The sequence below is a fragment of the Ralstonia pickettii genome (assembly GCF_030582395.1).
In the GTDB taxonomy this organism is placed as follows: Bacteria; Pseudomonadota; Gammaproteobacteria; order Burkholderiales; family Burkholderiaceae; genus Ralstonia; species Ralstonia pickettii_D.
The window spans coordinates 855,193-877,098 of the sequence record NZ_CP104382.1 but is presented as its reverse complement, the minus strand read 5'-3'; the positions used below and the strand labels follow the sequence as shown (position 1 = coordinate 877,098).

At 64.8% G+C, this 21,906-nt stretch carries 19 protein-coding genes; 13 read left to right on the top strand and 6 right to left on the bottom strand.

Annotated features, from left to right (window positions below):
* Positions 1-97 precede the first annotated feature (97 nt).
* Both N5B55_RS20620 and N5B55_RS20615 read right to left on the bottom strand, forming a co-directional pair.
* Positions 98-505, bottom strand: coding sequence for an isochorismatase family protein (locus N5B55_RS20620; RefSeq protein ID WP_304539887.1), 408 nt, complete (start codon positions 503-505; stop codon positions 98-100).
* Positions 475-654, bottom strand: a complete 180-nt coding sequence (locus tag N5B55_RS20615; RefSeq protein WP_304539886.1) for a hypothetical protein — start codon at positions 652-654, stop codon at positions 475-477. Before N5B55_RS20615 ends, N5B55_RS20620 begins: the two co-directional genes overlap by 31 nt.
* Before the next feature lie 268 nt (positions 655-922).
* On the opposite strand from N5B55_RS20615, the gene acnB reads away from it, so the two are divergent.
* Complete coding sequence (gene acnB / locus N5B55_RS20610) at positions 923-3,508, top strand: bifunctional aconitate hydratase 2/2-methylisocitrate dehydratase (RefSeq protein WP_304539885.1); 2,586 nt, start codon at positions 923-925, stop codon at positions 3,506-3,508.
* 155 nt (positions 3,509-3,663) lie between these two features.
* On the opposite strand, the gene N5B55_RS20605 is transcribed toward acnB, so the two are convergent.
* Entirely contained in the window at positions 3,664-5,367 is a 1,704-nt protein-coding gene (locus tag N5B55_RS20605) for a M30 family zinc metallopeptidase (RefSeq protein WP_304539884.1), read from the bottom strand.
* 333 nt (positions 5,368-5,700) lie between these two features.
* Between N5B55_RS20605 and N5B55_RS20600 the strand changes: the two genes are divergently transcribed.
* The 6 genes from N5B55_RS20600 to N5B55_RS20575 all read left to right on the top strand — a co-directional run bounded on the left by N5B55_RS20600 (position 5,701) and on the right by N5B55_RS20575 (position 12,816).
* A complete protein-coding gene (locus tag N5B55_RS20600; RefSeq protein ID WP_154206018.1) occupies positions 5,701-6,567 on the top strand; it encodes a LysR family transcriptional regulator in 867 nt (288 codons plus the stop codon).
* A gap of 78 nt (positions 6,568-6,645) precedes the next feature.
* On the top strand, positions 6,646-7,788 hold the full coding sequence (locus N5B55_RS20595; RefSeq protein ID WP_065854787.1) for a putative 2-aminoethylphosphonate ABC transporter ATP-binding protein: 1,143 nt from the start codon (positions 6,646-6,648) through the stop codon (positions 7,786-7,788).
* A 7-nt stretch (positions 7,789-7,795) separates the two neighbouring features.
* Complete coding sequence (locus N5B55_RS20590) at positions 7,796-9,559, top strand: putative 2-aminoethylphosphonate ABC transporter permease subunit (protein WP_154206016.1); 1,764 nt, start codon at positions 7,796-7,798, stop codon at positions 9,557-9,559.
* A gap of 73 nt (positions 9,560-9,632) precedes the next feature.
* Positions 9,633-10,511: a phosphonoacetaldehyde hydrolase gene (gene phnX / locus N5B55_RS20585; protein WP_009241858.1), complete on the top strand. Its 879-nt coding sequence runs from the start codon at positions 9,633-9,635 to the stop codon at positions 10,509-10,511.
* A gap of 55 nt (positions 10,512-10,566) precedes the next feature.
* Positions 10,567-11,592: a putative 2-aminoethylphosphonate ABC transporter substrate-binding protein gene (locus N5B55_RS20580; RefSeq protein ID WP_009241857.1), complete on the top strand. Its 1,026-nt coding sequence runs from the start codon at positions 10,567-10,569 to the stop codon at positions 11,590-11,592.
* The gene (locus N5B55_RS20575) at positions 11,593-12,816 is read left to right on the top strand and encodes a TIGR03364 family FAD-dependent oxidoreductase (RefSeq protein WP_304539883.1); all 1,224 of its coding nucleotides are present in this window, start codon (positions 11,593-11,595) and stop codon (positions 12,814-12,816) included.
* Between the two features lie 59 nt (positions 12,817-12,875).
* Here N5B55_RS20575 and N5B55_RS20570 read toward each other — a convergent pair whose 3' ends face one another.
* Positions 12,876-13,559 carry an HAD family hydrolase gene (locus tag N5B55_RS20570; RefSeq protein ID WP_304539882.1) on the bottom strand — a complete coding sequence of 228 codons (684 nt, stop codon included), beginning with the start codon at positions 13,557-13,559 and terminating at the stop codon, positions 12,876-12,878.
* Between the two features lie 45 nt (positions 13,560-13,604).
* On the bottom strand, positions 13,605-14,540 hold the full coding sequence (locus tag N5B55_RS20565) for a LysR substrate-binding domain-containing protein (RefSeq protein WP_154206014.1): 936 nt from the start codon (positions 14,538-14,540) through the stop codon (positions 13,605-13,607).
* 217 nt (positions 14,541-14,757) lie between these two features.
* Here N5B55_RS20565 and N5B55_RS20560 point away from each other — a divergent pair, with 217 nt between their 5' ends.
* From N5B55_RS20560 to N5B55_RS20535, 6 genes are all read left to right on the top strand, one after another.
* The gene (locus tag N5B55_RS20560; protein ID WP_065854780.1) at positions 14,758-15,177 is read left to right on the top strand and encodes a F0F1 ATP synthase subunit epsilon; all 420 of its coding nucleotides are present in this window, start codon (positions 14,758-14,760) and stop codon (positions 15,175-15,177) included.
* A gap of 270 nt (positions 15,178-15,447) precedes the next feature.
* Positions 15,448-17,418 (top strand): TonB-dependent receptor plug domain-containing protein, encoded by a 1,971-nt coding sequence (locus N5B55_RS20555; RefSeq protein WP_304539881.1) that lies wholly within the window; start codon positions 15,448-15,450, stop codon positions 17,416-17,418.
* Complete coding sequence (locus tag N5B55_RS20550; RefSeq protein WP_304539880.1) at positions 17,415-17,987, top strand: YfiR family protein; 573 nt, start codon at positions 17,415-17,417, stop codon at positions 17,985-17,987. Before N5B55_RS20555 ends, N5B55_RS20550 begins: the two co-directional genes overlap by 4 nt.
* Positions 17,984-19,996 carry a putative bifunctional diguanylate cyclase/phosphodiesterase gene (locus tag N5B55_RS20545; protein ID WP_304539879.1) on the top strand — a complete coding sequence of 671 codons (2,013 nt, stop codon included), beginning with the start codon at positions 17,984-17,986 and terminating at the stop codon, positions 19,994-19,996. The genes N5B55_RS20550 and N5B55_RS20545 overlap by 4 nt, the downstream gene beginning before the upstream one ends.
* Before the next feature lie 72 nt (positions 19,997-20,068).
* Complete coding sequence (locus N5B55_RS20540; protein ID WP_009241850.1) at positions 20,069-20,368, top strand: type II toxin-antitoxin system MqsR family toxin; 300 nt, start codon at positions 20,069-20,071, stop codon at positions 20,366-20,368.
* Positions 20,369-20,370: 2 nt separating this feature from the next.
* Positions 20,371-20,772: a type II toxin-antitoxin system MqsA family antitoxin gene (locus N5B55_RS20535; RefSeq protein ID WP_304539878.1), complete on the top strand. Its 402-nt coding sequence runs from the start codon at positions 20,371-20,373 to the stop codon at positions 20,770-20,772.
* Positions 20,773-20,834: 62 nt separating this feature from the next.
* Here the strand turns inward: N5B55_RS20535 and N5B55_RS20530 are convergent, their stop codons facing one another.
* Positions 20,835-21,722 (bottom strand): EamA family transporter, encoded by an 888-nt coding sequence (locus N5B55_RS20530; RefSeq protein ID WP_065854772.1) that lies wholly within the window; start codon positions 21,720-21,722, stop codon positions 20,835-20,837.
* Positions 21,723-21,906: the final 184 nt, after the last annotated feature.

Sequence of the window (21,906 nt, the reverse complement as noted above, 5' to 3'; positions counted from 1 at the left end):
CAGCCTCGCGTCGGCACAGAGTTCGCATGTCCCCCTTACAACAAGCGCCTCCAACTCCTGCACCGCCCGTGCGGTACGCGTTCTTCACAGTGCGCGGCTAGAGCGCAAAATCGACGTCGCTACTCTTGACGACCCCGCCCGACCGGCCGGGCGCCTTCTGCTTTGCCCAGTAAAAGTTGGTGTGTCGTATTACAGCATCCGGTGGCGGCGCGCCGTTGCTAGTCTGGTCCTCTGTGGTATGCGCATCGCTGACCAGCGTCGCGTCATAGCCGCGGACCAAGGCACCATGCAGCGTGGACCGTATGCACATGTCCGTCTGGGCACCAGTCACAATGAGTTTGCCAACGCCGAGGTTGGATAACACCTGCTCCAGGTCGGTCTCCTCGAAGGCGTCGCGATAGGATTTTTCGACAATGACTTCTTCGGGAGCCGGTGCCAGTTCGGCAACGATCTGCCACGCATCGCTGCCGGCCTTCAGCGATTCATCGGAGTGGCGAACCCACACGACGGGCACACGGGCAGGTTCACGCCAAGCGTGCTGACCTTTTCGGTAACGCTGATCACGCGGCGCTCCGGCAAGGCGTCGAGCTTCCAGATCGATGCGCAGGTCTGGATGGGGCCGGCACCGCCCGCATCGACAAGCTGCAACGCCACAGTGGCAGCTTTCCACCCCTCGGACCTTAGTGGATTCCGTCTGGGGCGTGATCAGGCGGTATGCGGTGAAGCGGAGGGCGCTGAGCTCGACCGGAAATAGGCGGCATCGGAGCCCAAGAAAACGATGCGTCCGTTCAACTCTTATATAAGATATAAGACATTTGACCGTGTGGGGCTATTGCGATTAGAATCGCGCCCAAGCGGCGCCCGGAACACCTTCGGGATGCCCGAAAAGATTCCCCTGTAACGTCATCTCAGCAGGTCTTCCATGCTTGAAAACTATCGCGCTCACGTGGCCGCTCGCGCCGCGCTCGGTATTCCCCCGTTGCCGCTGACGGCTCAACAGACCGCCGAACTGGTCGAACTGCTGACCAATCCGCCCGCTGGCGAAGAACAGACCCTGGTCGACCTGATCACGCATCGAGTGCCCGCAGGCGTGGACGAAGCCGCCCGCGTAAAGGCCGGCTTCCTGGCCGCCGTGGCCAAGGGCGAGACCGGCTGCGCGCTGATTTCGCGTGCCCACGCCACGGAGCTGCTCGGCACGATGCTGGGCGGCTACAACATCCAGCCGCTGATCGAACTGCTGTCTGACGCCGAAGTGGGCGCGGCGGCCGCAGAAGCACTGAAAAAGACGTTGCTGATGTTCGACCAGTTCCACGATGTAAAGGAACTCGCCGACAAGGGCAACGCGAACGCGCGCGCCGTGCTGCAGAGCTGGGCTGATGCCGAGTGGTTCACGAGCCGTCCGGAAGTGCCGCAAAGCCTGACGATCACCGTCTTCAAGGTGCCGGGCGAAACCAACACCGACGATCTGTCGCCGGCACCGGACGCCACCACCCGCCCGGACATCCCGCTGCACGCCCTGGCGATGCTGAAGAACGCACGCCCCGGCATCACGCCGGAAGAAGACGGCAAGCGCGGCCCGGTCAAGTTCATCGAATCGCTGAAGGAGAAGGGCCACCTGGTCGCCTACGTGGGCGACGTGGTCGGCACCGGCTCCTCGCGCAAGTCGGCCACCAACTCGGTGCTGTGGTTCACGGGCGAGGACATTCCGTACGTTCCGAACAAGCGCTTCGGCGGCGTGTGCCTGGGCGGCAAGATCGCCCCGATCTTCTACAACACGATGGAAGATGCCGGCGCGCTGCCGATCGAACTCGACGTGTCGCAAATGAACATGGGCGACGTGGTTGAACTGCGCCCATACGAAGGCAAGGCACTGAAGGACGGCAAGGTCATCGCTGAATTCCAGGTCAAGTCCGACGTGCTGTTCGACGAAGTGCGCGCCGGCGGCCGCATTCCGCTGATCATCGGCCGCGGTCTGACCGCCAAGGCGCGTGAAGCGCTGGGCCTCGCACCGTCGACGCTGTTCCGCCTGCCGCACCAGCCGGCCGACAGCGGCAAGGGCTTCTCGCTGGCGCAGAAGATGGTCGGTCGCGCGTGCGGCCTGCCGGAAGGCCAAGGCATCCGCCCGGGCACGTACTGCGAACCGAAGATGACGTCGGTGGGCTCGCAAGACACCACGGGCCCGATGACCCGCGATGAACTGAAGGACCTCGCGTGCCTCGGCTTCTCGGCCGACCTGGTGATGCAGTCGTTCTGCCACACCGCCGCGTATCCGAAGCCGGTGGACGTGAAGACGCACCAGACGCTGCCGAACTTCATCAGCACGCGCGGCGGTATCGCGCTGCGCCCCGGCGACGGCGTGATCCACTCGTGGCTGAACCGCATGCTGCTGCCCGACACCGTCGGCACCGGCGGCGACTCGCACACGCGCTTCCCGATCGGCATCAGCTTCCCGGCGGGTTCGGGCCTGGTCGCCTTCGCGGCAGCCACCGGCACGATGCCGCTGGACATGCCGGAATCGGTGCTCGTCCGCTTCAAGGGCAAGATGCAGCCGGGCGTTACGCTGCGTGATCTGGTCAACGCGATTCCGCTGTACGCGATCAAGCAAGGCATGCTGACGGTCGCCAAGCAAGGCAAGAAGAACATTTTCTCAGGCCGCATCCTCGAAATCGAAGGCCTGCCTGACCTGAAGGTCGAGCAAGCGTTCGAACTGTCGGATGCATCGGCTGAGCGTTCGGCCGCAGGTTGCACGGTGCACCTGAACAAGGAGCCGATCATCGAATACCTGAACAGCAACATCACGCTGCTCAAGTGGATGATCGCGCAGGGCTATCAGGATGCCCGCAGCCTCCAACGCCGCATCAAGGCGATGGAAGCATGGCTGGCTGATCCGCAACTGCTGCAACCGGATGCCGACGCCGAATACGCTGCCGTCATCGAGATCGACCTGGCCGACATCCACGAGCCGATCGTCGCATGCCCGAACGACCCGGACGACGTGAAGACGCTGTCCGACGTGGCCGGCGCGAAGATCGATGAAGTGTTCATCGGCTCGTGCATGACCAACATCGGTCACTTCCGTGCCGCGTCGAAGCTGCTGGAAGGCAAGCGCGACATTCCGGTCAAGCTGTGGGTGGCGCCGCCGACCAAGATGGACCAGAAGCAGCTCACCGAAGAAGGTCACTACGGCGTGTTCGGCACGGCCGGTGCGCGTACCGAAATGCCGGGCTGCTCGCTGTGCATGGGTAACCAGGCACAGGTGCGCGAAGGTGCGACGGTCATGTCGACGTCCACGCGTAACTTCCCGAACCGTTTGGGCAAGAACACCAACGTGTATCTGGGCTCGGCGGAACTGGCAGCGATCTGCTCGCGTCTGGGCAAGATCCCCTCCAAGGAAGAGTACATGGCCGACATGGGCGTGCTCACCGCGAACGGCGACAAGATCTACCAGTACATGAACTTCGACCAGATCGAAGACTTCAAGGAAGTGGCCGACACCGTGCAGATGTAAATGCGTTGTCGCTGCCGCGTCGGGCAGTTCCTGACGCGGTGACGTGAAAAAGGCGCCGGGGGTGGAATGCCCCCGGCGCCTTTTGTTTTGTTGCTTGGCTGGATTCTGCGGCTGGCGGGAACCCGAAAGGGCCCGGCTGCCTGAGCCGTGTGGTGTCAGTGGATGACGATCGACACCGTGGAATACGCCGGCACGGTGATCGTCTCGCTGTACGTGCCGGCCTTCGTGCCGCGTGCCACCGGGAACTGGCCGAAGCCTTGCAGCGTGGCCGGCACGGACGTCGGCATGGTGCGCTGGCTGCTGTAGCTCGGACCATTCAGCGCGGGGATCGAAAACCCGCTGTCCGAGCGAGCCGGATACGCGAAGCCCGACGGACTGCCCGGCACCGGAAGCAGTGCGACCGCCGTGCCCCAGCGGCCCGTAGCATCGCCCAGGCCTGCACCGCCGCCGGCCTGGATGGCGTTGTTCAGTACCGCAGTCGAGTCCGTCGACGAGAAGTTCTGCAGCAGATTCGTGTAGTACGCAATGCCGTACTGGCGCAGCAGGAAGCCGCCCAGGCTGCCCGAAATCGGGTACCCGGGGCACGACGACGACAGCGACGGATCGAACGCCGTCAGCGAGCAGTCATATGCGCTCTGCAGCCAAGCCGGGAAGCGGCTGTCGCGCACGTTGTTGAAGCCCGGATCGATCTGGCTGGAGAGCACGTCTTCCATCGTCATTGCCGTCATTTCTTCCAGCCACGTGCCGTACATGTACTGCGAGCCGTGCAGCACGCCGCGCTGATAGAAGTTGGCCATGTGCGTGAATTCATGGCCGAGCGTCGAGATGACGGTGTTGAGACCGTTGGTGCCGCCCAGGTAGATGGTTTCCGAATCCACATAGAGCGACAGGGACTGGTTCGACAGCGGCTGCGAGCTGGTGGTGAAGTTGTTGCGCGCCCAGAAGTAGCCCACGCGGCCATAGGCCTGACCGTCGGGCTGGATGTTCAACACCACAATGTCGAGCGCCTGGTTCGGGTCGATCAGGCTCGCCGAGCTGGAGTAGCTGCCCCACGGCTGGCCGACCAGCGATGTGGCCAGCGTATAGACCGACTGCGTGCCCGAAGCGAACTTGGTGATGAGCGTGTTGATGATGCCGTCGCTGATCTTGCTGGAGCCGTATTCGGCGTTTTCCACCCACAGGTTGACGATGCGGCCGTCCGTGGCTGTGGCTTGCTGGCGCAGCGTGGCCGTGCGCACCGTTGCGGTGCCGTCCGGCTGCTGGTGGTTCCACGTACGTTGCGTGCCGACGCTGGCGACCGACTGCGGACGCAGCACCGTATCGTTGGAGGCGCCTTGCGTCTTGAGCGGGCCGGCGCCAGTGGCGTAGCCGTCCAGCGCATGGATGTTGAAGTCGGACAGCTGACGGTCGAACGCGGCGTTGGCGTCATTGCCGGCTACGTCGGCTGCAGGCTTGGCAACCGGCGTTCCGGTCGTGTTCAGCAGCCCCAGGCCCGAAAGCGAGACGGACGGCATCGGCTGCGCCGCCGCACTCTGGTTGGTGTAGACGAGCGTCACGCTCTGGCCCGTGAGCCCCGCGATCGACACCGGAACCGTGCCGGCCGATCCGCCCGTGTTTGTCGCTTGCCACACGCCCACACCGGAGCCGGCGTAGGTATTGCCCAGTGCCCCGCAGTTTGACCCGCTGCATGCCGATGCCACGGTGATATTGGCGGACGAGCTTTGCGTGGCCGCCGGGGTGGCCCCCGAACTGCCGCCACCGCCGCCTCCGCCACAAGCGGCCAGGGCGCCCACTGCTGCCACCATCATCGCGATGGTCCATTGCTTTGTGCCGCGCACGTTGTTGCTGCTGCGTTCCATCCACTTCTCTCCAAATCCGCAAATGCCCGAATGCCCGAATGCCTGCGCGAGCGCGGCTCGTGACCGCCCAGACGCAACACGCGGACGGATTCTCAAGGTGAAGTGGCGGATTCGATCCGTGGAAATAACGGCTCCAGAGCCCTCAATTCCCCCCGATGTGGGGGTGCGCAAAGTTTGCGTTGGCGAAAAGGTTGAGAAAGTCGTAGCTGCGGGATGTAGAAGCAGAAAACGGAGGAGGGCACTCCAAGCCACTCTGGCAACCGGGCCCATCCGCTAGAATGGGCCGCCCGCTTATTCACCGCGCCGCCCAAGCGCTCAATACGTCACCCGCTGATGCTTGTCGCGCAGCTCAAATCGTTCTTCATGGTCGCCCGCCTGGGCAGCATCACGCTGGCCGCCAAGCAGCTTGGCCTGTCGCAGCCGACCGTGACTTCGCAGATCCGCGCCCTGGAAGAAGCCTACGGCGTCGAGCTGTTCTACCGCGGCGGCCGCCGTCTGGCCCTGTCGGACGCCGGTGTGCGGCTGATGCCGCTGGTGGACCAGCTTGTGCGCCAGGAAACCGAGATCGATTTCTTCCTGCGCAACTCCGGCGACATGGGCTCGGGGCACCTGCGCATCGGCGCGACGGCGCCGTATTACGTGCTCGATATCGTGGATCGCTTCTGCAAGAGCCATCCCGGCATCGACGTCAGCATCGAAGCCGGCAATTCGGTGCAGATGCTCGAAGCGCTCCAGGAGTACCGCGTCGATGTGGCGTCGTCGTCGCAGCGCGTGGACGATGCGCGCTTTCTGCGTATTGAGCTGGCGCGCGATCCGCTCGTGCTCGTAGTGCATCGCCGCCACGCGCTGGCCGACCGGACGAGCGTGCCAGTCAGCGCGCTGTCGCAATGCAGGCTGCTGGTGCGCGAGGTTGGGTCGACCACCCGCGCCATGACCGAAACGATGATGGCCCAGGCAGGCGTCACGCCGGCTTCCACGGTAGAGATCGGCAGCCGGGAGTCGATCCGCGAGGCCATCATGCGCAACCTGGGCGTGAGCGTCATCGCCCGCCAGGAAGTACCGAGCCACGCCGATCTGCGTGTGCTGCCATTCGAAGGCGGCGCGCCGGAGCTGAGCGAATACCTGTACTGCCTGCAGGATCGGCGTGATGCGCGCTTGATTGCCGCCTTCCTGAGCGAAGTCCGGCCCGTGTCGTCATAAGCCGAACCAAAATCCGGAAATGCGCGCATTGGCGTTTTTGGGGTAACTGCCACAAGGGGTACATGTCGGCTGGCTACAGTGGCGACCGTTTTTGCCACTGTCCGCGCCCCCGTGCCCCTACCTCAGCCTGTCACCAGCCCGACCTCGGGTTCCGCCGCGCCGTTCCTCTCCGTGCGACACGTCTCGCGCCGCTTTGGCGCGTTCACGGCACTCGACGGTGTGTCGCTGGATGTTGCGCAGGGCGAATTCGTCTGCCTGCTGGGCCCCTCGGGCTGCGGCAAGACGACCCTGCTGCGCATCATTGCCGGGCTGGAGGCGCACGACGGCGGCCAGATCGTCGCCGGTGGCCGCGATATTTCCAACCTGCCGCCGCGCGAGCGTGACTACGGCATCGTCTTCCAGTCGTACGCGCTGTTTCCCAACCTGACGGTCGCGCAGAACGTCGGTTACGGGCTGGACACCAGCAACGGCAACCGTGCGCGCATGCAGGCGCGTGTCTCCGAGATGCTGGCCCTGGTCGGCCTGGCCGGCAGCGAGGCGAAATACCCGTCGCAGCTGTCGGGCGGTCAGCAGCAGCGCGTGGCACTGGCCCGCGCGCTGGCGCCCGCACCGTCCTTGTTGCTGCTTGATGAGCCGATGTCGGCGCTGGACGCCCAGGTGCGCGAACACCTGCGCATCGAGCTGCGCCGCCTGCAGCGCAAGCTGAACGTGACCACGCTGATGGTCACGCATGACCAGGACGAGGCCATGGCGATGGCCGATCGCATCGCCGTCATGTCGAACGGCCGCATTGAGCAGACCGGGTCGCCGACGGAGATCTATTCGCGCCCGGCCACCGCGTTTGTCGCCGGTTTTGTCGGCCAGGCCAACTGGCTGCCGCTGGAGCGCGCGGAAGACGGCTCGCCCACGCTGGCCGGCCAACCGTTGCTGCTGGATCCGACTTTCGCAGACAGCACATCGGCGCCGGGCCGCCTGTTCTGCCGCCCCGAAGCGGTCACGCTGCACCCCGACGACGACGCCCCCAACCGCCATCTCGCCCGCGTGGTCGACCAGATCTACCTTGGCAGCCGCACGCGCGTAACGCTGTCGATCGATGGCCTGGCCGATGCACCGCTGGTGGCCGAAGTGGCATCGAGCGCGCTGCAGGCCGGCCGCAACGGCCTGGGCGACAGCAAGCTCTGGATCGCCCTGGAGCGCGACGGCCTGCGCGTGTATGCCTGAGGCCACGATGTCGATGCTGCCCCCCGAGACCAACGTGGTTGCGGCCACGCAATCCGAACCGGTTCGCGCTGCGGGCCGGCCGTTCTGGCGTACCGATGCGCCGGTGCTCACCGGCATGAAGCTCGGCTGGCTGCTGTTGCTGACCATCGGCTTGTTGCTGCCCACGGCGATGATGCTGTTGCAGGCCACGGGCCTTGTCGCCAGCGCCCGCAGCACAGACGAGCATGGCCTCGCGTTGGTTGCCCACGTGGTGCAGGGGCCGAATTTCCTCGCCATGGTGGGGCGTACGCTGGCCGTATCCAGCGCCGTGGCCGCCATTGTGGTCCCGCTGGCGTTTGCCCTGGCGTATGCGGTGCAGCGCACGCGCATGCCGTTGCGCGGCACGCTGCGCACGCTGGCGATGCTGCCGCTGTTTGCGCCGTCGCTGCTGCCAGGCATTGCGCTGGTCTACCTCTTCGGCAACCAGGGTCTGTTCAAGGCATGGATGAACGGCAGCAACATTTACGGCTTCTGGGGCATCGTGCTGGGCGAGGTGTTTTATACCTTTCCGTATGCGTTGATGCTGCTGCTGGCGACGCTCACGCTGGCGGACGGCCGGCTGTATGACGCCGCCCGTGCCATGGGCGCGAGCCCGTGGCGCACGTTCCGAACGGTCACGCTGCCCGGCGCGCGCTACGGCTTGTTCGGTGCCTTTGCGCTGGTCTTCACGCTGGTGGCGACCGACTTTGGTGTGCCGACCGTGGTGGGGGGCAGCTACCAGGTGCTGGCTGTGGAAGCCTACAAGGCCGTGGTAGGGCAGCAGCAGTTTGCGCGCGGTGCCGTGATCGGCCTGATGCTGCTGCTGCCGGCGCTGCTGACCTTTGCGGTAGAGCGGCTCGTGCAGCGTCGCCAGCACGCCGCGCTGGCCAGCCGCGCGCAGCCATATCATCCGCAGCCCGATCGCCTGCGTGACGGACTTTTCCTCTTGCTGAGCGTCCTGGTGGTCGGCGGCATTCTGCTGATGCTTGCCACCGCCGTCGGGGCATCGCTGGTGAAGCTCTGGCCGTACAACCTCGAACTGTCGCTGCGCAACTACGACTTCGACAATATGGACGGCGGCGGCTGGCTCGCATATCGCAACAGCCTGAAGCTGGCCGCGCTGACGACCGTGTTCGGTACCGCACTGATCTTCACCGGCGCATGGCTCGTCGAAAAGACGCGCGCCGCAGGATGGCTGCAATCGGGGCTGCATTCGGCCATCCGCTTTGCCGTGCTACTGCCGATGGCGGTGCCCGGCCTCGTGCTCGGTCTGGGCTACGTGTTTTTCTTCAACCATCCGGCCAATCCGCTCAACGGTCTGTATGGCGGCATGGCGCTGATGGTGCTCTGCACGATCATGCACTGCGCCACGGCGGCGCACCTCACGTCGGTGGCGTCGCTGGGGCAACTCGATCCAGTATTCGAGGCGGTGTCGGCCTCGCTCAAGGTGTCGGCGCTGCGCACGTACTGGCGAGTGACGCTGCCGATGTGCCTGCCGGCCGTGCTGTCGTGCGCGCGCTATCTGTTCGTGTCGGCCATGACCACTGTGTCGGCGGTGATCTTCCTCTACAGCCCGGACACCGTCCTCGCCTCCGTGGCCGTGCTGAACATGGACGACGCCGGCGACATCGGCCCTGCGGCGGCCATGTCCACTCTCATTCTCGTCACGTCGATCGTCGTATCGCTGCTGCTCGAACTGGCCATGCGCGGCGTCGTGCGCCGCACGCAGGCTTGGCGCACAGCGACGCGTTGAATTCGTCGTCCGTCATTCGTAGTCCGCAATAGCAACAAGCAACAAGCAGCAACTGCTGAAAGGAAGCAAGAACATGGGTGATTCCTCCCCAATCACGACGCGCCAGGCAGGCGCCGACCGCCTCAACCCCGGCGGCACGCCGTTGCGCCTGGAAGCCGCCGTGCTCGACTGGGCCGGCACCGTGGTCGACTTTGGCTCGTTTGCGCCCACGCAGATCTTCGTCGAAGCGTTTGCCGAGTTTGGCGTCGCCATCACGCTGGACGAAGCCCGCGGCCCGATGGGCCTGGGCAAGTGGGACCACATCCGCACGCTGTGCAACGACGGCGCCATCGCCGCGCGTTTCTCGCTCGCTCATGGCCGCATGCCGACCGATGACGATGTCACGGCCATCTACAACCGCTTCATGCCGTTGCAGATCGAAAAGGTGGGAGCGCATTCCGCCATGATTCCGGGCGCACTGGACACCGTCGCTGCACTGCGCGAAGCGGGTTTGAAGATCGGCACGTGCTCCGGTTACCCGCGCGTGGTGATGGACCGCGTGATCGATCTGGCTGCCAAGGCCGGCTATACGCCCGACTGCGTGGTTGCTTGCGACGAAGTGCCCCGCGCCCGCCCATGGCCCGCGCAGGCACTGCGCTGCGTGGTCGACCTTGCGATTGGCGATGTGGCCGCCTGCGTGAAGGTCGACGACACCGTGCCCGGCATCGAAGAGGGCCGCCGCGCCGGCATGTGGACCGTTGCGCTGCTGATGTCGGGCAACGCGCTTGGCTTGCCGTACGAGCAGTACACCGCGCTGTCTGCGGACGAGCGTGCGCGTCATCGCGTTGCCATCTCCGCAGGCTTTGCCGCCTGCCGCCCGCATTACGAGATCGACACGATTGCCGATCTGCCCGAAGTCGTGGCCGACATCAACCGCCGCCTCGCGCGCGGTGAACGCCCGCAGTGCATTTGAGTTTGTTGTCCTGTTTGTTGTCTTGTCCCCTGCATCACACCATATCGAGGAAACCATGACCGCACGTCTTTCCCTGCTGGCCGCCGCAATCACGTCGGCAACGATGGCGTTTGCCACGTCGGCGTTCGCCAAGACCACGCTGACCGTGTACACGGCGCTGGAAGCCGACCAAGTGAAGGCGTACCAGGACGCCTTCGAGAAGGCCAATCCGGACATCGAAATCAAGTGGGTGCGCGACTCCACCGGCGTCGTCACCGCCAAGCTGCTGGCCGAGAAGAACAACCCGCGCGCCGACGTGGTGTGGGGCCTGGCCGCATCGAGCCTGGCCATCCTGGACAAGGAAGGCATGCTGACGCCTTACGCACCGGCCGATCTGGCAAAGATCGGTGCGACTTACCGCGACAAGGCCAACCCGCCGGCATGGGTGGGCATGGATGCCTGGGGCGCCGCCATCTGCTTCAACACCGTCGAAGCACAGAAGCAGAATCTGCCGAAGCCGACGTCGTGGGCCGACCTGACCAAGCCCGTCTATGCCGGCAAGATCGTCATGCCGAACCCCGCTTCGTCGGGCACCGGTTACCTGGACGTCAGCGCCTGGCTGCAGATGATGGGCGAGCAGAAAGGCTGGGCCTACATGGACGCGCTGCACCAGAACATCGGCCAGTACACGCACTCGGGCTCCAAGCCTTGCAAGATGGCAGCCTCGGGCGAGTTCCCGATCGGTATCGCGTTTGAATACCGCGCAGTGAAATCGAAGAAGGAAGGCGCCCCGATCGATATCGTGTTGCCGTCGGAAGGCCTGGGCTGGGACGTGGAAGCGACCGGCATCATGAAGGGCACCAAGAACCTGGAAGCGGCCAAGAAGCTGGCTGACTTCTCGGCAAGCCCGGCTGCCATGGCGCTGTACGAGAAGAACTTTGCCGTGGTTGCCACGCCGGGCTTCTCCAAGCCGGATCCGCTGCTGCCAGCCGACTATGAGAAGCATCTGATCAAGAACGACTTTGCATGGGCCAGCGCCAACCGCGATCGCATCCTGGCCGAGTGGACGAAGCGCTACGACGGCAAGTCGGAGAAGAAGTAAGTGATTGAAGCTCCCGCAACTCTTGGGGGCCTGGATGCCAGCACCGACGTCGCGATTGTCGGGGCTGGCATTCTGGGCTTGGCGCATGCGGCCGCTGCTGTCAAACGCGGCCTGCGCGTGACGGTGTTCGAGCGCAGCGATATTGCCCTTGGTGCGTCCATCCGCAATTTTGGGCAGATGCTGGTGACCGGCCAACCGCCGGGCATCATGCTGGACCTTGCGCGCGAAAGCCGCGCGCTGTATCTCGACTGGGCCGACAAGGCCGGCATCTTTGCGCGTGCGAACGGTGCCTTGCTGTTTGCGCGCAACGCCGCAGAAGAAGCGGTGCTGGACGAGTTCATGGCAACGCGTGCACCGGCCTTCGGCTACAACGTGAAGCTGCTGCGCAGCGCAGACCTGGCAAATCTCTACGATGGCCGCTTCCTGCGCCACCGTGCGGCGCTTCAGGGCTTTGATGATCTGCAGCTCTATTCACGCGAAGCCATTCCGGCGCTGGCGTCGTGGCTTGCCACGCAAGGCGTGCGTTTCCATTTCGGGACGCTGGTGCGCCATGTGGAAGGCGGCCGACTGGAGACGACCGCTGGCGTGTGCAACGCCCAGCGTGTGGTTGTCTGCAGCGGTCATGATTACCAGACGCTGTGTGCTGACCAGCTTCGCGCGCTGCAACCGCAGGTTTGCCGCCTGCAGATGCTGCGCGTCACGCCCGAAGACGGCTTCCGCCTGGAACACGCCGTGCTGACCGGGTTGTCATGCACGCACTACGGTGCCTTTGCAGACTTGCCGACCGCCCAGGCGCTGGCCATGCAGATCGAGCATCAGCGCCCGGAGCTGGCGCGTCATGGCATTCACCTGTTGGTGAGCCCGACGCCCTATGGCGACTGGATCGTTGGCGATTCGCACGACTACGGCCAGGACGCGCGCCCGTTCAACGCCGAGTCGGTCGACAACATCTTGCTGGATCTCGCACGTGACACCTTTGGAGCCAAGCTGCGCGTGGTCGAGCGTTGGCAGGGCGTATACGGCGCGAAGTGCCGTGTGCCGGGCAGCGGTGCATTCTCCATTACCCGCGTGGATGACCGCACCACAGTCGCGCTCATGCACAGCGGCATCGGCATGAGCGTGGGCCCGGCGCTGGCGCATCGGCATTTGGATGCGCTGGTCGACGGCACCGAGCTGCCGCAGTGGACACCGCCGGCAAGCGTGCCCGCAGACGTGGCCGCCTGACATCGCTACTGTTCAGCACAGACGCCCGCAGGGTTCACGCCCGGCGGGCGTTCTTGCTTTCAGGCGGCAAAGAGTTCGACGATGGGCCAGCCGCGTGATTCCGCCACGGCACGCAAGGTGGTGTCCGGACTTACGGCTACCGGGTGCGAAACGGCCTCGAGCAGCGGCAGGTCGTTGCGTGAATCGCTGTAGAACACGGTGCGCGAGAAGTCCGTCATGCGCTGGCCTCGCTGCGCGAGCCACTCCGTCACGCGCACGATCTTGCCCGCGCCAAACGTGGCCGTGCCGAGCGGGTTACCCGTGAAGGCGGCATCGCTTTGGCCGTTGAGGGTCTCGCCTTCCACCGCCAGCAGATGTGGCACGTTGAACGCGGCAGCAATCGGCTCGGTCAGGTAGCGGTGCGTGGCGGTGACGATGCAGCAGAGGTCCCCGGCGCGCAAGTGTGTGTCGACCAGTTGCCGTGCGCTCGGCAGCATGGCGGGCGTGATGACTTCGCGCACGAACGTCGCACGCCAGGCGTCGAGCCGCGCGCGCGAGTGCTGGGCCAGCAGGCCGAGCGAGAAGCGCGCGTGTCGCGCAAAGTCGAGCGTGCCGTCGCGGTATTCCCGCATCCACCGTTCGTTGGCTTGCTCGAACTCGTTTCGATCCACGGCGCCCTGGGCGACCAGGAAGCGGCCCCATTCGTATTCGCTGTCTATGGGCAGCAGGGTGTGGTCCAGATCGAACAGGGCAAGCGATTGCATACAGCGGGCGGGCAGGGGCGGTTGAAAAACCGCGAGGTTACGGCCCTAGCGCGTCGCGGCTGTGTCCATCGCCATAACTTTGGCGATGAACGCATCGGCCTTTTTCGTCGGTGCCGGGGCACGCTGCGGGTCCAGGCAGTCGAGGAACGCTCGCACCAGACGTGCGTCCTTGCGCTCCTTCAGGAAGTACAGGTATTCGTGGATGACCGGCGCGTTGCCGGAAAACGGCAGCACGCGCACATCGGGCCGGCGCGGTGCCTCGCGCGCGGGCACGATGCTGCACCCCAGCCCCAGGCTGATTGCTTCGTAGATGGCTTCCCGGCTGCCGATGATGCTCGTGCTGGCGGGCTCGATGCCGGCTGCGGTGAACGCGTCTTCGGTAACGCGGCGGGTGACGGAGCCCGGCTCGCGCATCAGCAATTGGCAGCCGGCAACGTCATCCAGCGTGATGCCCGGGCGGCGTGCAAGTGGATGATCCAAGGGCACCACCAGCACCATCGTGTCTTCGGCCAGCGTGATGCGATGCAGGCGTTCGTCGTCCACGGCGTGAGAGGAAACGGCCAGGTCGATACGTACTTCGGAGAGTGCCTCGAGCATCTGCTGCGAGTTGCCAAACTCGATCGTGATTTCGATCGTTGGATGGCGCGTTCGGAACGCCGCCACGCTGGGCAGGATGTAGTAAGGGCCCGTTGCGCCCACGCGCAGGTTGCCGGTGCGCAGATCGCCGGCATTGCGCAGGAGAAAATCGACATCGCCTTCCTGCTGGGCGAGGCGCTCGACGATGGGCATGAGGCTCACGCCCAGATCGGACAGGTCCAGCCGGCTGCCGCGGCGATGGAACAGCTCCACGCCGTACATCTCTTCCAGTTGGCGGATGCGCCCCGTCACGGTGGGCTGCGACAGCCGCAGGCGCTTGGCAGCAGACGTGACACTGCCCTGACGCGCCACTTCGAAGAACGACATCAATAGATCGGCCAGCATGCTTGTGTTTCCCTGATATGTCTTTTCTTGATCGTCGGGCCCCTAGTCTAGGCAGCGTTTGTGACGCTACATGCGGTAAAAGCTTACGGTCAGCCATGGAAAGATGCGCGGGCGCGCGGCAACCGCCCCGCGGCAGCAGCGGGGTAGCGCCTCCGAGGACGGCGCGGGCGCACATCGTGCTACCGTGTCAGCCTATGCGCGTAACAGAGGAGAGACCATGCCGGTGCTGAAGGTCGATGTCGTCACGGCAGAAGAACGGCTGTACGAAGGCAACGCCAAGTTTGTGGTGATCCCCGGCACCGAGGGTGAACTGGGAATCCTGCCCGGCCATGAACGACTGCTTACGCGCCTGCGCCCCGGCACCGTGCGCCTCACGCTGGAAAACGAGGAAGAGGTGATCCTCTTTGTGGCCGGCGGCTTTGTCGACGTGCAGCCCGAACAGGTGATCGTGCTGGCCGACACCGCTGTGCGCGCACACGACCTGGACGAAGCCAAGGCCGAGCAGGCTCGCAAGGCGGCAGAAGAGCACATGCAAAACAGCAGCAGCAAGTTCGACTACGCGCGCGCGCAAGCCGAACTGGCCGAAGCCGTCGCGCAACTGGCCGCCATCGAACGGTTGCGCAAGCGCCGCCGCTAAATTTGCCATCACATCCGCGCCGAGGAGTCGCCCCGTCCTCGGAGGGGTAAAGAACCGCGCCGCGCCTCCGTTTTAAAGCAGAACTATCGAATTCCCGCTGAACGTCCCCCAGAGACGTGATCGGTTCTGCCGGTTCTGCCGATGCCGCCCCTTGTTGTGATTGCCCGTGCGCTTGCGCCGGGCTGCTGGAGACACCCGAGTGCCGAGCACTCATGCGCCTTGCGTTGGCACTTGCCGCACGCGCTGAATGAGCCGAGGCGAATCGCGCAAATGTTTGCGGTGGCGGGTACGTTGCTTTCCACGGGCGCACTCGCACAGACGGACGTGGCCGACCTCACTGCGTTGCCCATCGAGCAGCTCATGCAGGTGCAGGTCGTCACGAGCGCATCGAAGTACGCACAGGCGGCCAATGAGGCGCCCGCCAACGTTTCGGTCGTCACCGCGGCGGACATCAAAGCCTATGGCTGGCGCACGCTGGCCGACATCCTCGGCAGCCTGCCGGGGCTTTACACCAACTACGATCGCAGCTACCACACACTTGGCGCGCGCGGCATTTTGCGTGCGGGCGACTATGACACCCGCTTCCTGCTGCTCATCGACGGCCATCGCACCAACGACCCGATTTTCGACCAGGCGGCCGTCGGCACCGAAGCCATCCTCAACGTCGACCTGATTGAGCGGGTCGAGTACGTGCCCGGCGCGGGCTCGGCGGTGTACGGATCGAACGCGTTGTTTGGTGTGATCAACATCATCACCAAGCGCGGCCGTGACATCGACGGCGTGCAGGTCAGCGGATCGACGGGCAGTGCCAATGCGCGCGATGCCCGCGTGACCTGGGGCAAGCGGGCCGAGAACGGCGCCGAATGGCTGCTGTCGGCCAGCGTGAACGACGCCCCCGGCCGGGACCTTTACTTTCCGGAGTTCAACCAGCCGGGCGTGAGCGACGGTGTGGCCCGCGGCATGGATTTCGACCGCGCCAAGCGTCTGTTCGCCAAGGGTAGTTTCGGCGAGTTCGGGCTGACCTTCGGCTACGTCGACCGTACGAAGGGCGTGCCGACGGCCCCATACGACCAGAGCTTTAACGACCCACGTTCGCGGGCCGTCGATACACGGCACATGTTCAACGGCACCTGGCAGCACGCCCTGGACGACACCACCGACGTGTCGGCGCGGCTGTTCTGGGGGCGGTATGCGTCGCTGGGCGATTACACGTACAACCCGCCCCCGGCCGGCATCAATCGCGATGTGTTCGATACCGCGTGGTACGGCACGGAACTGAAGCTTGTGACGCGCCGCATCGAGCGCCACACGCTGGTCATGGGCACCGAGCTGCAGCGCGACTACCGTGATGTCATGCGCAACTTCGATACGGTGCCGTATGCCAGTTACCTGGACGACCATCGGAGCAACAACCGCGTGGGCGTGTACGTGCAGGACCAATTCATGCTGCATCCGGATTGGCTGCTGGATACGGGCCTGCGCTACGACCACACGAGCTTCACGCCGGGCATCTTCAGCCCGCGCGTCGGCCTGATCTGGCATGCCGCTCCCAGGACCACCGTCAAGGCGATCTACGGCATGGCCTATCGCGCGCCGAACGATTACGAATTGAACTATCAGAGCAGTGCGCCCGGCGGCGAGCAGGCGACTCATGGGCTGTCAGCCGAACGCATCCGTACGTATGAAGCGATTGTCGAACAGCAAGTGGCCGCGGGCGGCAAGGCCACGTTATCGGTGTTTCAGAACAACGTTTCCAACCTGATCAGCCAAAGCGATGACCCGGCCACCGGGCTGCTCTTGTTCAGCAACGTGGCGCGCGCGCGCACGCGGGGCGCAGAACTCGGCTACGAGCAGAGCTGGCCGGGCGGCACGCGCTTACGCACGAGCTACAGCATCCAGCATTCCGAAGACATGGACACGGGCCAGACGCTGGCCAACTCGCCGCGTCACATGCTCAAGATCAACGCTACCGCCCCCGTGTGGCGCGACGACTGGCGGGTCGGGATCGAGGCGCGCTACATCAGCAATCGGCTGACGTCAGCTGGCCAGGTGGGTGGTTACTGGATTGCCAACCTGACCTTGCTGGCGGCACGGCTGGCGCCCAATCTGGAGATGTCGGCCAGCGTCTACAACCTGTTCGATCGGCGCTACGCCGATCCGGCCGGGCCTGAGCAACCGCAGTCGTCGATCCAGCAGGATGGGCGTGCCTTCCGCGTGAAATTGACTTACACCTTCCGATGAACACCCCGCACGGCAGCGTCCGACGCGCACGAAGACCCAGCCCGCGCAGGTTCTGCGCGGTGCTCGGTGCCGTGCTGGCGGGCGTGGCATGCATGGGCGCCACGCAGGCGCAGATGCAGGCCAGCGAGGTGCAGGTCAAGGCGGCATTCATCTATAACTTTGCGCTGTTCACCAACTGGCCGGCCGACGTCATGCAGGCCGATACCCCCATGGTGGTATGCGTAACCGCCCAGCACCCGTTGCAGGCGGCCTTGGAAAAACTGACAGGAAAACCCGTGCGCGGACACCGCCTGGAAATCCGAAAGATCAACGACGGCACCGTTGCCGGCTGCCATGTCCTGGTGTTCGATACGCGCGCCTCGAACGGTGTGCGCGTCGATCCGGCCACGCCCGTGCTGACGGTGTCCGACAGCCCAAAGAGCGCGCGTGCACCCGGCACCCCCGAACCGATGATCGCCCTGACGCTGCATGACGACCGCGTGGTCTTCGACATCGATGCAGTGGCGGCACGGCAGGCCCGTCTTCAGATCAGCTCGCAACTGCTGCGCCTGGCGAGGAGCGTGCAATGAACGAGTCCATCACAACCTCTCCGCCGCGGCTGGGCCACTCGGTGGTGCGGGCCAACATGGCCGGTGCCGGTGCGGCGCTGACCATCGCCGGCTTTCTGCTCATCGTGTTCCAGTTCATTGCACTGCATGCGGCGCTGGTGCGCGACGTGCACGTGCAGGCGCGCATCGTCGGTGCCAACAGCGTGGCCGCGCTGCTCTTCAACGACCGTCATGCGGCAGAAGAAACGCTGGCTGCGCTGGAGGCATCGCCGCCACTGCGCGCGGCGGGCATCTTCAGCGCACTGCGCAAGCCGTTGGCGTTGTACCAGCATGGCGACGCTGCGCCGGTGCGCGCCCCCGATGCCGCCATGCTGCGCGAGTCCGACGTGTCGACGCTCACCACGCTCGAAGTGGTCGAGCCGGTGGAGTCGGAACGCCGCGTGATCGGCTATGTGGTGGTGCGTTCCAGCCTGGGCGAGCTATACATGCAACTGCTCGGCTATGCCGTGTTGACCGTATCGGTCGGCATCGGTGCAATGGGCCTTGCGTATCTGGTGATCGCCCGCATGCGCCGCGCCGTGCTGCAGGCAGAGGCGCATCTGGATTACCTCGCCCACATCGATTCAGTGACCGAACTGCCGAACCGGCACGCCTTCAACGAGCGCCTGCAGGTATCGCTCAAGCGCGCGGGCCAGGCCGGCGCGGTGGGACTGCTGCTGCTGGATCTGGACAACTTCAAGGTCGTCAACGACACGCTGGGCCACAACAACGGCGACCGCCTGCTGCGCCAGGTCGCACGGCGGCTGAATGACGTGATCGAGCAGGCCAACCTGCGCGCCGTGCTGTGCCGCATCGGCGGAGACGAGTTCGCGGTGATCGCAGAACTGTCGGGGCGCGCGCAGATTGCCGCGACGGAAGCCGCAACGCTGGCCGACGGGTTGGCCAAGCGCATTCTGGCCGCGCTGGCGGCGCCGTTTGCACTCGACCTGCACCAGATCTACGTGACGGCCAGCGTGGGCGTGAGCCTGTATCCGCATGACGCGCGCGACGTGCAGGCCCTGACGCGCAACGCCGACACGGCGATGTATCACGCCAAGAACCACGGCAAGAATGCGTCGGCGAGCTTCACATCGGAGATGGACCAACAGGCGCGCCGCCGCCTGCGTGTAGAGGCCGACCTGCGACGCGCGCTCGACCGCGACGAACTGCTGCTGGCCTACCAGCCGCAGGTGCGACTGCGCACGGAAGGCGCACATGATGCGGTGATCTCCAAGGCAAACGTCTACGGTGTCGAGGCGCTGGTGCGCTGGCGCCATCCTGAGATCGGCCTGATCGGCCCCGGCGAGTTCATCGCAGTGGCGGAAGAGACCGGCCTGATCGTGCCGCTGGGCCTGTGGGTGCTGCGTACAGCGTGCCAACAAGCCGTGCGCTGGATGCGTGAAGAAGGCATCACGCTGCGAGTGGCCGTCAACCTGTCGGCGCGGCAGACACGCGACCCTGCGCTCGTGGAAAACGTCATGGACGTGCTGCGGGAAACCGGCCTGCCGCCGCATCAGCTCGAACTCGAAATTACCGAGAGCGTGCTGATGGAAGACATCGAGGCCAACATTGCGCTGCTCGAATCCCTGCACGCGGCCGGCATCAGTCTGTCGATCGACGATTTCGGCACCGGGTATTCGTCGCTGGCGTATCTGCAGCGTTTCCCGATCCAGAAGCTCAAGATCGACCGCAGCTTCGTGCAGCGCATGCCCGGCGACGGCGAGGCCATTGCCGGCGCGGTGATCGCCATGGCGCACAGCCTGCGCATGCAGGTGGTGGCCGAAGGCGTGGAAGACCCCGAGCAGCTCGCTTTGCTGCGCGATGCTGGCTGCGATCTGGGCCAGGGCTACCTGTTCTCGCGCCCGCAGCAAGCCGACGCGTTGCTGGCGTGGCTCAACCGGCTGGACAGCGCCGAGGACGAAGGCGGCGCAGCGTTTGCTGACGGTGAGGCGGCGCCGAGCGCGTCGTTGCCGTCGTCGTTGGCGGGGTAACTTCTCTCGCGGAAGACGGTTTTCGGAATTAACCTATTTGGTACAATAACCAACTAGGTTAAGTTGGCGTGCATGGAAAAACGTACGCCGCACGCCAAGCTGTCGCTCATTCGTGAACTGATTCGATCGGGCAGCGTGCGCGCGACACGCAGCGCATACGAGGGGGCACTCGAACTCGGCATTACGGATCTGGCGGGCATGTGCGCAGTCGTCATGACGCTGACGCCCCACAGCTTTTACAAGAGCATGACGACCCATGCCGACCACCGCGTGTGGCAAGACGTCTATCACACAAAGGCGCGTGGGCAAGACGTCTACCTGAAGCTGACCGTGGTTGATGGCGTGCTGATCGTTTCCTTCAAGGAGCTTTGACCATGAAATGCCCGAACTGCGGTGCCGCCGAGCTGGTCCATGACACACGCGATGTGCCGTACGCCTACAAGGGGGAGACCACCGTCATCCCCTCCGTGACTGGAGAGTTCTGCCCTGCATGCGACGAGATCGTGCTCGAACGCGAGCAGGGCGACCGGTATGGCGAACTGGTGTCGGCCTTTCAGCGCCAGGTGAATGCCACCTATGTTGATCCGGCCTACATTGCGGCGGTGCGGCGCAAACTGAATCTGGACCAGCGCGAGGCCGCCGAGATTTTTGGTGGCGGCGTCAATGCGTTCTCGCGCTATGAGACCGGGAAGACGAAACCGTCTCTGGCGCTGGTGAAACTCTTGAAGCTTCTCGACCACCACCCCGATCTGCTGGCTGAAATCAAGGCAGCTTGATCGCCCTCCAAAGAAAAAGCCCGCCAATGTGCGGGCTCTTTTTCGGCCACCATCGGGCACGTTCAAGCAGCAGCCCGCCGCGCCGCGCGCGTTGCCCCGGCTGTCAGCACCACCACGGCCGCGAGGATGATGCCCGTTGCGCCCAGCGTCTGCGGTGCGACGACTTCATCGGCCAGCCATGCGCCCATCAGCAGGGCGATGGGCGGGTTCACATACACATAGCTTGTCGCCATGACGGTGGACACGCGTTCCACCAGCGCCATGTAGGCCGTGAACGCGATGGCCGAGCCGAACACCACAAGGTAGCCCCACGCAAGCGCGGCATGCGTGCCGATGTGGCTGGGCCACGTTTCGCCGGTGAGGAGGCTGAGCACGACGAGTGCCACGCCGCCAAAGGCCATCTCCAATACGAAAGCCGTCATGCCCTTGGGCATGTCGATGCGCTTGGAGAGCTGCGAGCCGAACGACCATGACGCAATGGCGGTGGTCAGCGCGAGCACGCCGACCGTGCTGGCCTGAAATTCCGCTCCGCGAAACAGCACCGCAATCCCGATGCTGCCCAGCGCAATCGCGCCAATTTCATACGCCCGCAGGCGGCCGCCGGCCAGCAGCGTCCACAGCGTGGAGAACAGCGGCATGGACGCGATCATCACCGTGGTCGCACCCGACGAGATGGTCTGCTCGGCCACCGCCGTCATGCCCATGCCGCCCACCAGCATGAACGCGCCGATCAATGCGCAGTTGCGGACCTGGCGCAAGGTCGGCCGTTCTTCGGGCCGCTTGCGCTGTCGCAGGATGACCAGCGGGGCGAGCAGCACCGCCGCAGCCAAAAAGCGCGAGCCCATCATCAGAAAGGGCGGCAGATCGGTCAGCGCAAAACGGATGGCGAGATACGTTGTGCCCCACACCACGTAGGTGATGAGCAGGCACAGGGCGATGAAGGGGGACATGACGGAACCTCGGGGAGGAAGTCCCGATGCTACGCAAGGCGGCCTTATGCGCAAAACGAGTTTTGTTATCACTCGTTGTGAACATTGTTAGCAAGCAAGCAAGCAAGTGAGCTGAGGCGCAGGTGGAGTTTGGAACTCCAATCATGGGGTTCCAGACCTCGCGTTCCCGGTTATGAACCCCGCG